The sequence below is a fragment of the Desulfobacter sp. UBA2225 genome (assembly GCF_002348205.1).
In the GTDB taxonomy this organism is placed as follows: domain Bacteria; phylum Desulfobacterota; class Desulfobacteria; order Desulfobacterales; family Desulfobacteraceae; genus Desulfobacter; species Desulfobacter postgatei.
In genome coordinates this window covers 1-16835 of record NZ_DDYV01000252.1, presented here as the reverse complement: position 1 = coordinate 16835, position 16835 = coordinate 1, and the positions used below count along the sequence as shown (strand labels likewise).

13 protein-coding genes are annotated in these 16835 nt (G+C 52.0%); all 13 read left to right on the top strand.

The features are described 5' to 3' along the window. Positions 1-284 precede the first annotated feature (284 nt). Complete coding sequence (locus B3D59_RS12515; protein ID WP_286820168.1) at positions 285-2471, top strand: beta-ketoacyl-[acyl-carrier-protein] synthase family protein; 2187 nt, start codon at positions 285-287, stop codon at positions 2469-2471. A gap of 170 nt (positions 2472-2641) precedes the next feature. Next, entirely contained in the window at positions 2642-3640 is a 999-nt protein-coding gene (locus B3D59_RS12510; protein WP_286820167.1) for a radical SAM protein, read from the top strand. After that, the gene (locus B3D59_RS12505) at positions 3634-4071 is read left to right on the top strand and encodes an acyl-CoA thioesterase (protein WP_286820166.1); all 438 of its coding nucleotides are present in this window, start codon (positions 3634-3636) and stop codon (positions 4069-4071) included. Before B3D59_RS12510 ends, B3D59_RS12505 begins: the two co-directional genes overlap by 7 nt. A gap of 43 nt (positions 4072-4114) precedes the next feature. Continuing rightward, the gene (locus tag B3D59_RS12500) at positions 4115-7453 is read left to right on the top strand and encodes a DegV family protein (RefSeq protein WP_286820165.1); all 3339 of its coding nucleotides are present in this window, start codon (positions 4115-4117) and stop codon (positions 7451-7453) included. Between the two features lie 50 nt (positions 7454-7503). Next, complete coding sequence (locus B3D59_RS12495; protein WP_286820164.1) at positions 7504-7767, top strand: phosphopantetheine-binding protein; 264 nt, start codon at positions 7504-7506, stop codon at positions 7765-7767. Beyond that, a complete protein-coding gene (locus tag B3D59_RS12490) occupies positions 7764-8183 on the top strand; it encodes a hydroxymyristoyl-ACP dehydratase (RefSeq protein ID WP_286820163.1) in 420 nt (139 codons plus the stop codon). The genes B3D59_RS12495 and B3D59_RS12490 overlap by 4 nt, the downstream gene beginning before the upstream one ends. Before the next feature lie 385 nt (positions 8184-8568). Beyond that, complete coding sequence (locus B3D59_RS12485) at positions 8569-9501, top strand: hypothetical protein (protein WP_286820162.1); 933 nt, start codon at positions 8569-8571, stop codon at positions 9499-9501. Positions 9502-9590: 89 nt separating this feature from the next. Continuing rightward, a complete protein-coding gene (locus tag B3D59_RS12480; RefSeq protein WP_286820161.1) occupies positions 9591-10130 on the top strand; it encodes a HEPN domain-containing protein in 540 nt (179 codons plus the stop codon). Between the two features lie 586 nt (positions 10131-10716). After that, complete coding sequence (locus B3D59_RS12475; RefSeq protein WP_414646537.1) at positions 10717-10998, top strand: type II toxin-antitoxin system RelE/ParE family toxin; 282 nt, start codon at positions 10717-10719, stop codon at positions 10996-10998. 8 nt (positions 10999-11006) lie between these two features. Continuing rightward, positions 11007-11312, top strand: coding sequence for a HigA family addiction module antitoxin (locus B3D59_RS12470; RefSeq protein WP_286820159.1), 306 nt, complete (start codon positions 11007-11009; stop codon positions 11310-11312). A gap of 548 nt (positions 11313-11860) precedes the next feature. After that, entirely contained in the window at positions 11861-13207 is a 1347-nt protein-coding gene (locus B3D59_RS12465) for a DUF2254 domain-containing protein (RefSeq protein ID WP_286820158.1), read from the top strand. Between the two features lie 137 nt (positions 13208-13344). After that, positions 13345-16464 (top strand): chemotaxis protein CheB, encoded by a 3120-nt coding sequence (locus B3D59_RS12460; protein WP_286820157.1) that lies wholly within the window; start codon positions 13345-13347, stop codon positions 16462-16464. After that, positions 16461-16835 (top strand): PAS domain-containing protein (locus tag B3D59_RS12455; RefSeq protein WP_286820156.1); only part of this gene is annotated, 375 nt, incomplete at its 3' end. The genes B3D59_RS12460 and B3D59_RS12455, both read left to right, overlap by 4 nt.

The following is a 16835-nucleotide window of genomic DNA, read 5'->3' as shown; positions in this document are numbered from 1 at the left end:
GAGGCAGAGAATGAATAATATTCCTATCATTGCGGTCCGGGTTTTCCAAGCCTCTTTTTTTATACAATATGAAAAGAGACAATATATTTGTATTCTGTGAAAAATGGAAAAACATTATCGTTAAAAGCACGCCTAATTTTACAATATGCTTCCATTGGTGTGCCTGAAATGATATTTCGGAATCTGCAGATCACCATCTTGATGATAGGAGCTAACGCATGTTGTTTTTCTGCCTGAAAACCATTTTAAACAAAATATCCTTCAAAAATCCGGGGATATAAATAATGACATCCGGTGCTTACATTGCTGCAATGGGAATCATATCCCCCTTAGGGACAGGGAGTGACAGCACCTATCAGGCCCTTAAACGCGGGGAATCCGGATTGAATGCTGTAGATTTTTTTCAGCTCAACCGCCCGGATTTTCCCAAAGTGGGCATGGTCCCCGGAACAATCAAAAACACGCTTCCCAGAACCCACGAGCTTGCCCGGATAGCTGCCGAACAGATCATGGCGCAATGCAGCCGGGTACCGGATGCCGTTGTTTTAGGGGGAACCACCGGGGGGATGCTGACCTGTGAATCCCTGCTCAAGGAAAAAGAGACCGATCCCGAACGCTTCCGGTACCACGGACTGGGCACGGTTGCGGAAGATATCGCCGACCTGATGGGCTGTACCGGCCCTGCCATCACCGTGTCCACAGCCTGTTCTTCGGGAAATACGGCCCTGGCAATCGCCTTGGAGATGATCCGTTCGGGCCGGGCAGAAACTGTCCTGGCCGGGGGAGCGGACGCCCTGTGCCGGATGACCTGCTTTGGCTTTCAGTCCCTGCAGGTGGTTGATCCCGCCGGGGCCCGCCCCTTTGACAAAAATCGTTCCGGCATGAGCGTTGCCGAAGGTGCAGGCCTGCTTCTCCTTGTATCCCAAAGGCCTGAAAATCCGGTGGCGGAACTGTCCGGGGGCGGCCTGTCCTGTGATGCATACCACGCCTCATCCCCCCACCCCGAGGGTAACTGTGCGTTTGATGCCATGGTAAAAGCCATGGATGACGCCGGTATCACCCCCGAGCAGATAGATTATATCAGCCTTCACGGCACAGGTACCGAGGCCAATGACAGGGCCGAAGCCCTGGCGGTGAACCGGCTTTTTAACAAAAACAGACCTGCGGCATCATCGGTCAAAGGCGCCACAGGCCACCCCATGGCAGCAGCCGGGGCCATCGAAGCGGTCATCAGTGCCATGGCCGTATCCAAAGGTTTCATCCCCGGCAATACCGGATTCAGTACGCCGGATCCTGAACTAAATTTCATTCCGGTGCCCAACCCCATCCAACAACCCGTTCACAGGGTATTGTCAAACACATTTGGATTTGGCGGGAATAATGCAGCCATTGTGATCTCAAAAGCAGAAAACCGGAGAGCCGGAACCTGCTGCCGGGATGCAACAAGGGTTCAAAAACCGACAATGGGTCCCATGTCGGTTCTGGGTTCTGCCTGTGTAACCGGTGCGGGCACGACGGCTGAAAGTCTGGAGGCATTTTACAAGGGACACTCCTTGGCAGGAATGATCACGGACAAAACCCTGACAAACCTGCTCTCTTTGAAAAAAGTGCGGCGGATGAAACGATTCTCCCGCCTGATGCTGGCCCTGGCGGTCCTGGCCGGAAAAGATGCGCCCCCCGACATATCCCCGGCATCCATTATCGGCGGAACCGGCTGGGGATCGATGTCGGAAACCTGGGACTTTCTTTCACGACTTTTTGCAGGCAATGAAAAATCCTCCAGCCCCATTGATTTTGTGGGGTCGGTCCATAACGCAGCCCTGGGCCATGTGGCCATGGAACTTGGTGCAAAAGGGGCCAACATCACCACCACGGGCGGGGATGCCTCCTTTGAACAGGCCCTTTGGACAGCCGGGATTCTAGGTCAAAAAGACCATACCCCGATGATGGTCATGGGCGGCGATGAACACCATCCGGACCTGTCTTTCAAATTTGACATGTCTGTGATCCGCGGGGAGACGGCGGCAGACGGCGGCGGCGCCCTGGTGCTGGCCCCCGGGGCGGTTCCCGGCAAAATCACCCTGACCCCCCGGCTTTTCATGAAATATGACGACCGTCTTGGGCCCAAGGATTCCCTGGCAGGCCTTATCCGGGAACTGCCGGATTTCAATGACAGGTATGGTGCCGTCATGGCAGGCATCCCCCGGACCTGTGCGGCCCGGCGAAAGGGCCTGGCCGAAGCCTTGACCAATGCGTTTTCATCGTCCTTGCCAATTCTGGATTACCGTAGCCTTACCGGGCAGTTTGCTACGGCCCCGGCTGTTGCAGCCGTGCTTGCCGTGGACGCGGTGGAAAACAACAGGCTGCCGAACCCGAATGTCCCGGGACAATGCATGGATCTTCAACACCGCGGCATTCTTGTTCTGGGCCTTGGCAGATATCTTACTGCTGTTGAGGTGATGCCCGGATGAAAGCGCTCCTGATTTCCACCATCATCTTTATCGCCCCCCTGCTCGCAGCGTATTGCAGCCGGTGAAAGATGTTTTTCCCGTTTCTATTTTAGTCTTGTTTATGGCGCATCATTTTATTATATTACTTACCTTTAAAAAAAACCAATACAGGCAAGACAAGGAAACTGTCTATGAAAACAGTGAGTTCTCTTCTGGATAAAGAATGGTATGCACGATATAAAGCCATCTCCAAGCTCAACATAAGAAGTTCCATCTATGATGTAACCAATCGCTGTAACCTTCGCTGCAAGGGCTGTTTCTTTTTTTCCTCCGGGGAACACGAGGCGGCCGAAGAGCAGATGGATATTTCAAAATGGGAAGCCTTTATTGATCGGGAAAAAGAGCGGGGCGTAAATCTTGCGATTCTCATCGGCGGAGAACCCACCCTCTGCATGGACCGGGTCGAGGCGTTTTATAAACGCATGCCCACCTTTGTTGCCACAAACGGGCTGATCAAAGTGCCCAGGGAGCGTTTTCCGGATATGATGGTGGGCATTTCGCTGTGGGGCAGCAGTGATGACGAAAAGACATTAAGGGGAAAGGATACCTTTGCCATATCCAGCCGCCACTATGAAGGCGATCCCCATGTTTACTATCTTCTGACCATTACCCCCAAACTGGTGGGAAAGATTGAGCCCATTGTCCAGAAAATTCGCAATGTAGGCGTCAAAGTTCATATGCAGCTTCTTTCCAATGACGAAGGTGTGGACGGATTCAACTGGACCAATCAAGAGCTTGCAGACGTGTGCCGGGAAATGGACGACCTACTGGACCGCTATCCGGACACGGTGGTATCCGCAAAATACTATCACAAGATCATCACCACAGGCACCATGTTGGGCCGGCCCTTCGGGTGGGCGGAGTGCCCCTCGGTGACCCAGCCCCTGGACGACCGGAAAAACAATCCCAGACGGCTGACCAACTTTATCCGCTGGGCCTCGGATCTAAAAACCATGCACCGCTGCTGCACCTCTGAAACCCGGGACTGCAGAACCTGCAAGGACGGCGCAGCCCATATGAGCTGGGTCATGGTCAATAAACGGGCACATATGAACAGTACCCGGGATCTGCAGAACTGGATAACCGTTTATGAAATGTTCGCCAAACTGTATCAGTTCATTCCATGGTAACAAAAAACGAAAATAAAAAGCCGATATACAGACAGATCGAAACGGCACACAAAGTGCCGTTCCACGACCTGGACCCCATGCATGTGATGTGGCACGGCAATTATTATAAATACTTTGATATTGCAAGGTTCGAGCTGTTTAAAGCAGGGGGGATTGACCTGTATGAATACTCCCTTACAAAATATGTCAGCTTTCCGGTAAGCCGTTCATCCATCAAGCATGTTGCCCCCTTGAAATTTCATGACGAATTTATCTGCAAAGCGTCTGTGACAGAGGCTGAATACAAAATTGCCATAAATTTTGAGATCCGGCTTAAAAATACGGGCCAGGTCTGTGCCCGGGGAAAAGGAGAACAGGTGGCTGTGCGTGTGCCTGAAATGAGGCTTCTGTACAGAATCCCCGAGGATGTTACCTCATCCCTTCTGGTGTGACCTCATGCCCCCAGGCCTTTTTGAGTACACGAACATACAAAAAATGACAAAAGCCTTTGCCATTGGGTATGAAAGAATTGTGGCCTGGGGGGATCTGCTGGATCAGGTCAATGTCTTTCCGGTCCATGATTCAGATACCGGCAAAAATCTGAAAATCAGCCTGGCACCGTTTAAGCAAATCAAGCCGACGCATGGCGCGTGCAATGGCGCCGGCAAACCATCGCCAGGGAACTCTTTTGACCAAGGCCCTTTTGATAAATTAATTGATAACCTGTCACGGTCGGCCGTCGGCAATTCAGGCAATATTGCGGCAGCCTTTTTTTCAGGCTTTTTGGCCCATCCATTGCCCATCTCTTTTCCCAATGCCGCCAGGCAGGGCTTAAACATGGCCATGAACGCCGTGGCCGATCCCAGGCCAGGTACCATGCTCGATCTGTTTGAAAGCCAGGCCCGTTTTTTTGATGACAAGGCAAGTGACGCCCGGTTGCAGGAAGCATTCTTTGACACCGACGAACTGACCGAAGTACTCAGACAAAGTGTGGCCCAAAGCATTACCCGACTGCCCGCCCTGCAGAAAGCAGGTGTCGTGGACGCAGGAGCGTTAGGGATGTTCCTGTTCCTGGAAGGATTCTTCAAAGCCCTTGAAGAGAGGCAGGATCAATGTATCCGGGTCATGGAAAGCTTCAAGGATCAGCTCTGTGTCTCTGCCGGATACACGGAACCGGCAGAACCGGCCTTTTGTGTGGATTTACAGATCCGGATGGATCAAGGTGCCCGCGCCCCGGACGCACTGATTAAAACCCTTGGTGACAGTATTGTCATGGCACAAACCGATCAATCCCTGAAAATCCATGTGCACACCCGGGACAGGGAGGCGCTTAAGCGACGGGTGTCTGAGCTAGGGGAGATCACGGCATGGGATGATGAACCCATCACAACCCGGCCGGAAAAACCACCGGCCCGGACAACCCCACACACGGTGGGCATCATCACGGATGCGGCAGGCTCCATCACCCTTGAGCGGGCCGCAGCGCTTGGCATCACGCTCATGGACAGTTTCATCGTGACAGACGGCGGCGGGTGTCCTGAAACCCTGGCAGACCCGGCCCAAATCTATGCGGACATGGCCCGGGGTAAAAGGGTCATGACCGCCCAGGCCTCGGTATTCCAGCGCCGGGAAACCTTCAGGAAGGCCTTGGAACAATATGACCGGGTGCTTTACCTGTGTGTGGGGTCCGTGTATACAGGCAATTATGAGGTTGCCGTCCAGTGGCTTGCGGACAACGGGCTTTCAGAACGGATGCAGGTTGTGGATACCGGTGCAGCATCCGGCAGGCTCGGGCTTATTGCCGAAACCGTTGCCCTGGCGGCCGGAACCCTGAAGAACCCGGCGGAACTGGCAGCCCATGCGGTAAAAATTATTGGGGCTTGCGACGAACTGCTTTTCCTCAACCAGCTGAAATACCTGGCCATGGGTGGCAGGATGTCCAAAACAGGCGGTGTAGCGGGTGATCTTCTCAGCATCCGGCCCGTCATCAGCCCCAGGGCAAACGGCGCCCAAAAAGTCGCAACCGTGAGAAACAGTGACAGCCAGATCCGGTATGCCGTCAACCGCCTTGAACGCGAGTTTGAAAAAACCGCTTCACCAAGGATAGTTCTGGAATATTCGGACAACAGGGCATGGGTGGAGGCCTCGGTCATGCCCCAAATACGTCAGGCCTGTCCCCGGGCGCGTCTTTCCCTTGTCCCGTTGTCTCTGACCTCAGGTGTTCACATGGGTCCGGGCACGTGGGGAATGGCATTTTTACCCGGAGAACTGACCCCGGAGGACACAGATAGAGGCTATTGCCATGAAAACCTTTTCAAGCGTCATTATCCCTTTTTCCAAGGAGAGTCTGCCATGAAAGTGCTCCTGATGTCCATGCCCGATGTAGCCCCCCTGGTCATTCACCAGAATGCCGTGCACTTCCCCAACCTCGGGATTGCCAGCATCGGCGGCAACATCCATGAACGCCATGAGGTCAGAATCATTGACCTGATCCGAAAACGCCGGGCCATCCGCGCCTATCTGACGAAACAGCTGATAAGGCTTGCGCCGGATATCGTGGGGCTTTCAGCCATGTCATGGCAATGGGACACCTGCTGCCGGATTATCCGGCTGATCAAACGAGTCCGGCCCACGGCCAAAATCGTGGTCGGGGGATACCATGCCACCCTGATGACCCAGGAGATCACAAAATCCCCGGAAGGCAAACTCATTGATTTCATTATCCAGGGAGAAGGAGAGACGGCTTTTAAACGGTTGGTGGAAGCCCTGGACGGCCAAGACACCTTCCATGACATCCCCTCCCTGACCTACAGGGATGGAGACGGATTTATCACCAATCCCATGGGTGAACTGCAGGATCTTTCCAAGTTGAAACCGCCCATCCGGGACAAACGGCGGCTGACCTGGGGATACCATGTGATGAACATGAAGGCCGAGGTGCTGGAGACCTCAAGGGGATGCACCCGCACCTGCAATTTCTGCAGCATGAAGCACATGTACGGCCGCACCTTCAGGACCTATCCCATTGACAGGGTCATTGCCGACCTTGATGACATTTACTATAATAAAAAAACCCGGCTGGCCTTTATTGTGGATGACAACCTGGTCCTGGACACGGATAGGGTCATCCGGCTGTGCGATGCCATCATTCAGCAAGGATACCGGCGCCTGAAACTGGTAGTCCAGGCCGACAGCCTGACCATGGCCACCAATGAGGGCATGATCCGGAAAATGGCCCAGGCTGGGTTTAAGTCCGTATTCCTGGGGATCGAAAATGTCTCAAAAACAAACCTTGCCGTGGCAGGCAAGGGAAACATTGTGGAATATTCAAGAAAAGCCGTGGCATTGTGCCAGAAACACGGCATCATGGTCATCGGCGGCCTGATATTCGGATTCCCCGATGATGACGAGACCGCCATCATTGAAAATTACCGTTTTTTAAAAGAGATTAATGCCGATGCCGCCTATTGCCAGATCCTGACCCCCTATCCCAAAACAGGCATGAGGGAACAGCTCATGGACCAGGGCCTTGTGACCAATGCCCTGGATTTGAAAAAATACAACGGCCTGTGGGCCAATGTAAAAACCCGTCACCTGAGTGCCGACAAACTGCAATACCTGTTCTGGTATCACCGCCAGACCGTTCTGGGATGGTGGGACCCGTCGGCCAGGGCCAAGGGAACCGGCAAATTATGGACCGGCATCTGGACATACATGTTCAAACCATTACTGCAACAGCAGCATGCCAGGGTCCTTAAAAAAAAGGGGTGGGAGGGCATTTATAAAGATGTGTTAAAAGAACAGGAAGAGATGAACACCTTTGAAGGCCTTTAATCTACACACTAAATAATAAAACCCATAATGCTTATTGTATTGGATGGAATATGGAAAAGCTGATTTCAGAACTCAAGCACAAAATTGTCGACACACTGGGACTGATGGATGTAACACCCGAAGATATCAATGAACAGGACCAGTTGATTGGCGGTCCTTTGGGACTAGATTCCATTGATGTCCTGGAGATGGTCATGATGCTGGAAAACGATTACGGGGTTGTCATTGACAACAAGGAGCTTGGAGGAACCGTATTTGCCACCCTTGATACCCTGGCCCGGTATGTTAACGAACATGGAAACTCAGGGTCATGACCCCATCCGTGGAGATGGCGGATCGAAGTGGACCCGGATATGAGGTCAGTAAGATCAGCATGACAGAAGCGTCAATTATCACAGCCCGGACGATCTTTACCCCCGAGTCGCCTTGGTTTGACGGGCATTTCCCGGACAACCCCATTGTCCCGGGCATTGCCCAGATGAGCATGATTTTTGACCTGATGCAGCGGACCATGGGACCCGGAGTGAAACTTGAAGGGTTCAAGCGGGTCAGATTCAAGCAATTGATCAGACCGGACACCCCCATTTCGGTTTTGATAAAACCGGCAAAAAAAACTCCGAATCGTTTTGAATATCAGCTTACGGCGGACCAGAAGATTGTCTGTACTGGATTTATTGATATCCGTATTGGCCAGACAGTCAGGCCTCCGGAACAGGGCAATCTCATGTAACGTTCCTGCAGTTTCATATCAATGTCGAACGGCTCATGCGGATGATACAGTATAATCCTTCTCTTTAAATAGTAAGAAGCTACACCTACATATTGTAATAGTGCCTGTGCTCATTTTCCGGAATATAACCGGAAATCAATTCCCGGTTATAAGCCGTCAGCACATTTTGATTAATCTGAATTAATGCCATTTGCTGTTTAACCCCACACTTTGAATGTTATCCCGTTAGAACATTTTATAACACCGGCACAAAATGATTGTCAATTTCGTTCTTTATTGATACAGGCTTTGTACATGTTATTTGTTGGAGTTATACAGAAAAAAACTACATAATTACTTGGGCGGCAGGATTTCAATAATGTGAATAAACGGATATGAGAAAAAAATGTATAATGTTACAGCACAGAAAAATCTTCTCGATAAATTAGACTATGAGGTCTGGCTTCTCGATTTCCTTGCAAAGCGACAGGATATGTTTGAGGGAGGCACCGACATTTCACTAATTGAGATAACAAGCAATAAGTCGGGGGACAAAATCAACGTTGGTGTTGCTGATTACCTTGGCGCTGGAGTTGCTCAATCAATTATGAACGCCATGGCACCTCTTACTTTCACTGCCTCTTATAAGATGATAGACATGATCTTCGAGTGGATTCTGGAGGAGAACCAAAGAGCTGGCATCATTTCGAAGGTCCCATGGAGTTTTTGCGAAAAGATTAAGCTTCTTAATAACACCTCTAATCTCAAGTTTCCTCCTTTTTTTATGGGAAAACAGTATATTCACAAATACTCTGAGGCACTTTTTCAACAGCTTCTTCCGTATCGCAATGCAATCGTGCATGATAAAGGATTTTCTGTGTCTGGAGATACATTGGTCCTTTCAAGCCCCAAGACTGGGGATAGCCTGACTTTGAGCCGTGCACATATAGGCTATCTAGTACGGTTCGTAATCGCCCTCGTCCGTTCTTTGGCAGGTGTTATCGAAGTTGACACTTACACGGATAACCTGCTGCGTTATTACCTCGACGTTCTTTCGGAGGCACATGGGCTTACAACTTTCGACCAACGAATGCCGCTTTTAGTGAATGTTGAACTTACTGCGCCCAAGCAAGGCGATTTTTTCCCAGCGAATCTGAAGCAAGTACGAGATACCGTTAAACGCATCCATCCAAATCAGGATGTAATATTCAACCTAACAGTGTTGGCGGTCGATGGGGAGGACCTCATTGCTAAATGGTATTTTGCGTCAGATAATGTCCCTGATTCGGACTTAGTAAACTTTAACAAAGAGGTTCATGAAACATACCGGTTGAAATGAATATCGGTATAACATGGCGTGTAGTCGCCCAACAAAGCACAGTGCCGGTCAGCACCGCGATTATAACCACAAAAAGAAGGTTTTAATATATGTCAAAAGCAGGAAAAGCATTTGATCGATCAATAAATGATGCGGAAGAACTATTGAAAAGATTTGATAATGAAAACAAAACTTCATCAGGTAAAGATGCCGAAATTTTGAAAAGAGCAGGAATGGTTATAGCCCTGGCTTCATGGGAAACATATATTAAAGATCGAATTAAAGAAGAATTCGATGTATATCTAAAACCATTGAAAGGAAGTCTCGTTGGTAGATTTGTTCAAAAAAAACTAAACGAAGATTTAAAACGGTATTTCAATCCCAATAGCGATAGAACTAAAAAAATATTTCAGGACTATTTTGAAATTGATATTACAGAAAATTGGGTGTGGAATAACTACGATTCAAAACAAGCGAAAACGACCTTAAATAATTTAATTTCAACAAGATGTGATGCTGCTCATCAAGCTGTTACCACTAACAATCCAAATTGTGCTCCACATTTAGTTAAAAGAGATGATTTGGACAAGGCAATACGCTTTTTAAAAGGGCTTGTAGACGCAACTGAAAAAGTAGAAATGATAAAATGAGTTATAACTTAAGATTCGCTTGTTTCATGTAATTGGGGTCAGTGTAATTGGGGTCAGAGTAAAATTAAGCGTTGAATTCACTCAAGAATGATCCTAAACAATTATCCATGGCTCGATTACAGCGCATAGCACCCAAAGACATCCCCATCCATATCATCCAGAGGGGCAACAACCGGCAGGTTTGTTTTGGATCGGATGCCAAAGGCTTAATTTTACTCTGACCCCAATTATTCCAGATTTCTATACGTCATCCCGTACCTTCGCGGTACCTTGACTCGGCAAGGCGGCTTCCTTCCGAAGCACCGTCAACGGTACCCCGTTGCACTACCGCTACACCCTTCGCCTCCATCCGGCTGGGTCTAAGACTTGCCAAATGTTTGGAAATCCACTACATTTGACTCATTTTTAAGAACACGTGCCGTGCCCGGCACACACAAGGCGCTTAAGTTCGTTACCGGCCTGGCGGCAGTCCACCGGATGTCCCTGTCGGGCCGCCGCTTAGCTTTGCTTATCATAATTAGTAAAATCGAACCCATTTCCAGCATAATGCTTGACGTTATTATCGGGTTGCGTTATTATTCTGGCCATGATAAAATCCTTTCGAGATAAAGAGACAGAAAAAATATTCGGCAGGCAGACTTCAAGAAAGTTGCCACAGAACATTCAGCGCATAGCACGGAAAAAACTGCTAATTCTTGATGCTGCGTTGCAATTGAATGATTTGAAAAAGCCACCTGGCAATCGATTGGAGGCATTAGAAAAAGACCGAAAAGGTGAGCACAGCATCCGCATTAACGACCAATGGCGGATTTGTTTTAAGTGGAAAGATGGTGATGCTCATGATGCTGAAATAACAGATTATCATTAGGAGATTTTATGAACAAACAGCTTCCACCTATCCATCCAGGCGAAATTCTTCTGGAGGAATTTTTAGAGCCCATGGGAATCAGTCAGTATCGTTTGGCAAAAGATATTAGTGTGCCTCCAAGGCGCATAAATGAAATTGTGCATGGAAAAAGATCAATTACCGCAGACACTGCTCTTCGGCTTGGACGTTTTTTTGATATGTCCCCCCAGTTTTGGCTGAATCTCCAAACTCGATACGATCTTGAGATAACAGAGGATTTTTTAGCCGGCAGACTTGACGACGAGGTTCATGCTCTTCATGCTCAGACATGCTAAAATGTGAAAAAGTTCAGTGATGTCCGGTTAGGTTTTTGCAAGGTAACTCCGATAGCATTTTTTTTATAAAAACATCATTTTTTTGTTGACAAAAGTGTTGAAAAATAAGGCTCTCATTGAAATTAGTTATTTTAATTTCAAGGAGTTATAATTGTAATTTGTAATTGGTGTAATTGGGGTCATGTAATTGGGGTCAGAGTAAAATTAAGCGTTGAATTCACTCAAGAATGATCCTAAGCAATTATCCATGGCTCGATTACAGCGCATAGCACCCAAAGACATCCCCATCCATATCATCCAGAGGGTCAACAACCGGCAGGTTTGTTTTGGATCGGATGCCAAAGATTTAATTTTACTCTGACCCCAATTATTTTTCGCCTCCATCCGGCTGGCTCTAAGACTTGCCAAATGTATTTGAATTTTATATATTTGACTTACTTTTGAGAACACGTGCCGTGCCCGGCACACACAAGCCACTACACGTGGACAAACCAGTGAGTTAAACATTCCGCCCCGCAGAGCATACGAATGAATGAGGTAGCGTCGTCATGAGAGTACAGATTTTCAAAACATGGGATCGCGTTCGTTCCAGTTTCTGGTTTCTCCCGGCAGCCATGGCTGGCGGGGCGATGGTGTTGGCCTTCACAACCGTCGCCCTGGATGAGCCGGTGACGGACTGGTTGACGCTTAACTGTGGTTGGACTTTCACCGGCGGAGCCGAGGGGGCGAGTTCCTTGCTGGGTGCAATCGCCGGATCAATGATCACCATTGCCGGGGTGGTTTTTTCGATGACCCTGGTCGCTCTATCGCTTGCCTCATCACAACTCGGCCCCCGTCTGCTCCGCAATTTCATGCGCGACACCACGACCCAAACGGTACTCGGTACGTTTGTCGCTACCTTCTTGTACTGCTTGATCGTCCTCCGCACCATCCGCCGTGGTGAGGAGATCTCCTTCGTCCCCCACCTCTCTGTCACCCTCAGCGTGGTACTCGCGGTGGTGAGTGTAGGGGTGTTGATCTACTTTATCCATCACGTGTCCGTTTCTATCCAGGCCAACGAGATCGTGGCGTGGGTCGGAACGGAATTGATCGAGGGAATAGAGCGCCTGTTCCCGGAAAACATCGGACGGGGAGCACCACGGATTCTGACGGATCCACCCGACGCCGACTTCCTCGACATGTTCGGTCGGGAGGCGCGCCCGATTGGATCTGCCGGGGACGGCTATATACAGTTCGTCGATGGGGACGCTTTGATGGCGTTGGCCATGCAAGAGGATGTCGTTATTCGACTGGAGCGACGACCCGGCCACTATGTCGTTGCCGCCCGCCCGCTGGTGTTGGTCTGGCCAGGAAACAGGCTTACCGATCAGCTTATAAACCGCATCAATTACGCGTTCGCCCTGGGTAACCAGCGAACGCCCGGTCAGGACATTGAGTTCGCAGTCAACCAACTTGTAGAAATCGCGATACGAGCCCTATCCCCCGGGGTGAATGACCCGTTCACGGCGATAACGTGTGTGGACCACCTGGGGTCGGCACTGTGCCGCTTGGCTCAACGAGACATGCCGTCGCCTTATCGACATGACACTCAAGATCAGCTTCGGGTTATTACGCCTGTCTTCACGTTCCAGGATGTCACGGACGCGGCGTTCAACCAGATTCGGCAATATGGCCGTTCCAGCGTTGCGGTGACCATCCGTCTGCTGGAAACGATTGCCGAGGTTGCGGGATTCGCACATCGGCCGGAGGACCGCGCTGCGCTGTTACGGCACGCCAAGATGATCGTCCGAGGGGCACGCGGCGAGTTGCTGGAAGACGAGGACCGCCAAGAGGTGGAAGAACGTTTCCAATCCGCGAACCAATTATTGAGCGAGTCGCCAAATTCTAACCGCTGAAATGCACGCCCTCAGCTATCATTCCGATGCTTGAGGCTACCGACAAAAACAAATATACAAAATTTGTTATAAACGTGAACTTGATAAAAGTGAAGACTTGAGTCATAATAGTCTGTTTTTCAAGGGAAGATGATAATATGACAAAAAGAAAAAAGGAGCAGCAAAAGTTGACCGGCAAACATCCAGGGGAAACGAAAACCGGCATGCCGCCGGAGCAGTCCGGAAACGCCATTGACACGCAGCCGAAGCTCGACCGGGAGGCCGGCGGTTTTCCCGTTGTGGGCATCGGGGCATCGGCCGGGGGCCTGGCGGCCTTCGAGGCCTTCTTCTCCGGCATGCCCTCAGACTCTGATCCGGGTATGGCCTTTGTCCTTGTTCAGCACCTGGCCCCAGACCACAAGAGCATCCTGACCGATCTCATTCGGCGCTACACTCGTATGGAGGTATTTGAGGTCGAGGACGGCATGGCGGTCAAGCCTAACTGTACCTACATCATCCCTCCCAATCGCGACATGGCGTTTTTGAACGGCACGCTGCAACTGCTCGATCCTGTCGCCCCGCGCGGCCGGCGCCTGCCCATCGATTTTTTCTTTCGGTCCCTGGCCCAGGACCAGCACGAGCGGGCCATCGGCGTGGTGCTCTCGGGCACCGGCAGCGACGGCACCCTGGGGATGCGAGCCATCAAGGGCGAGGGCGGTATGATTATGGCCCAGAACCCGGAGTCCACAGAACACGACGGCATGCCGCGCAGCGCCATCGGCACGGGGCTGGTGGATTTTGAGCTACCCCCGGCCGAGATGCCCGCCCAGATCATCGCTTATGTGACCCATGCCTTCGGCAAGCCGCCTCGCCTCGCCACGCCGGCGCCCAAGACCGAAAACGCGCTCAAGAAGGTTTTTGTCCTGCTGCGCGCCCGAACCGGCCATGACTTTTCCCAGTACAAGCCCTCCACCATCCAGCGCCGTATTGAGCGGCGCATGGCCGTGCACCAGATCGAAACCATTGAGGGTTACGTCAAGTTCATCCACCAGACGCCCAATGAATTGGACGCCTTGTTCCGCGACATGCTGATCGGCGTGACCAGTTTCTTCCGCGACCCCGAAGCCTTCAAGGAGCTGGAGAAACAGGTCATCCCCAAACTCTTCAACGGCAAGCCCGCGGATGCCCCCATCCGTATCTGGACGCCGGGGTGCTCCACCGGAGAGGAGGCTTATTCCCTGGCTATCCTGCTGGCCGAACGCCAGGAGACAATAAAACAGCGCTTCAATGTGCAGGTGTTTGCCACGGACATCGACAGCCACGCCATTGCCACGGCCCGCGCCGGCATCTACCCGGCCTCCATCGCCCCCGACTTTACGCCGGAGCGGCTGGCGCGCTTTTTCTCGTCCGAGCCGGGTGACAGCGCCTTTCGCATCAACAAAAGCATCCGCGACATGCTGGTTTTTTCCGAGCATAACGTGATCAAGGACCCGCCCTTCTCCAAACTGGACCTGATCAGTTGCCGCAACCTGCTGATCTACCTGGGCGGCGATCTGCAGAAAAAGCTCATCCCGTTGTTCCAATACGCCTTGAACCCGGGCGGATTTCTCTTTCTGGGGACATCCGAAACCGTGGGTGAGTATCAGGACATCTTTACAGTGCTGGACCGCAAGTTGAAGTTGTACCAACGCAAGGAAGACCTCTTGGGCGCGCAGCGGGGGGGGCTGGGCCGGTTCCTGGCCTCCATGACGACACCCGATAGAGTGCCCCCGCATTTCGACCAAAATACGGACTCTCCAAGGAAACTGCCACTGCGCGAGCTGACCGAACAGGCACTGCTGCAACAGCTTGTGCAGGCCGGAGCCCTGGTCAACGCCCAGGGCGATATTCTCTACCTCCACGGCCGCACCGGCATGTACCTGGAGCCTGCCCCCGGTGAGAGCGGTCCCAATAACATCATTAAGATGGCCCGGGAAGGGCTGCACCGCGACCTGACCTCGGCCCTGCACAAAGCCGCGGTAGCCGGCGAGACAGTTCGCTGCCCGGGACTTCGGGTAAAAACCAACGGTGATATCACCACCGTCAATCTGATTGTCCGCCCGGTGACCGTCACCCCGTCGGCTTCACCCGACCCGCCCTTGTACCTGGTCGTTCTGGAGCAGGCACAGGTCGAAAGTCAGAAATCAGAGGTCGGAAGTCAGAGGACGGATGATGGACGTCCGAAGTCAAAGGCGGGGGATGCGGTGGATGCCGAGGCCCGCATCGCCGCGCTCAAGCAGGAGCTGCGGGCCAAGGAGGAGTATCTTCAGACCACCAATGAAGAACTGGAGACCTCCAATGAGGAGTTGAAATCCGCCAACGAAGAGATGCAGTCGATCAACGAGGAGCTGCAGTCCACCAACGAGGAGCTGGAGACCTCCAAGGAGGAGCTGCAATCGGTGAACGAGGAGCTGTCCACGGTCAACAACGAGCTGCAGACCAAAGTCGCCGACCTGTCGCAGGCCAACAATGACATGAACAACCTGCTGGCCGGCACCAGCATCGCCACCGTTTTCGTGGACCTCCAGCTGCGCATTCTGCGCTTCACCCCCGCCGCCACCAGGATCATCAACCTGATCCAGAGCGACATCGGCCGGCCGGTGAGCCACATCGTTTCCAACCTGCTCAGGTACGAAAGCCTGACGAAGGACACGCAGGCCGTGCTCGACACCCTGATTCCCAAGGAACTGGACGTCCGAAGCGCCGAGGGCCGATGGTACACCATGCGCATTTTGCCCTATCGCACCATGAATAACGTCATCGAAGGGGCGGTGCTTACCTTTGTGGATGTCACAAAGGCGCGTGCTATTCATGAGGACCTGCGGGTAAACGAAGAGCGGCTGCGGCTCGCCCTCAACACCGCTTCCATTTCTGTTTTCAATCAGGACGCGAACCTTCGCTACACCTGGATTCACAACCCCGATCCTGGATTTCAAGCGGAAGAGGTCATCGGCAAGACAGACGCCGACCTGCTGCCCAAACACGAGGCCGCCGCACTGACGGCCATCAAGCAACAGGTGCTGGAAAGCGGGAAAGGCGCGCGGCAAGCCGTGCAAACCACGATCGCGGGCAGGACCCTTGTGTATGACATGACAGTCGAACCCTTGCAAGATTCCGCCGGCGTGATCGTCGGGATCACCGGTGCCTCGCAGGATGTCACCGAAACAAAAGACCGCGAGCGGACGGATGCCGCTGCAAACGTGACGTTGCCGTCAAAAAAAAGTGGAGATAAGCCATGACATACCCGGACAACCGCCCAAAAGAGGCTGCGGATTTACGGCAGAAAGCCGAAACGCTTGCCTGGCAACGGGTCGCCCGGATACCCGAAGACAGCGCGGCCCTCTCCCCCGAAGAACTTCGGGACACACTCCACGAACTGCGGGTACACCAGATCGAACTGGAGATGCAGAACGAGGAGCTGCGTACGGCCCAGGCGGAGATCGAAGCCGGGCGGGCGCGCTATTTCGATTTATATGACCTGGCCCCGGTGGGCTACTGCACCCTGTCGGAAAAGGGACTGATCATGGAGGCCAACCTCACCGCCGCCACATTGCTGGGAACGAACCGCGGCGCGCTGATCGAGAGGCCGATCTCCCGCTTCATCCTCAAA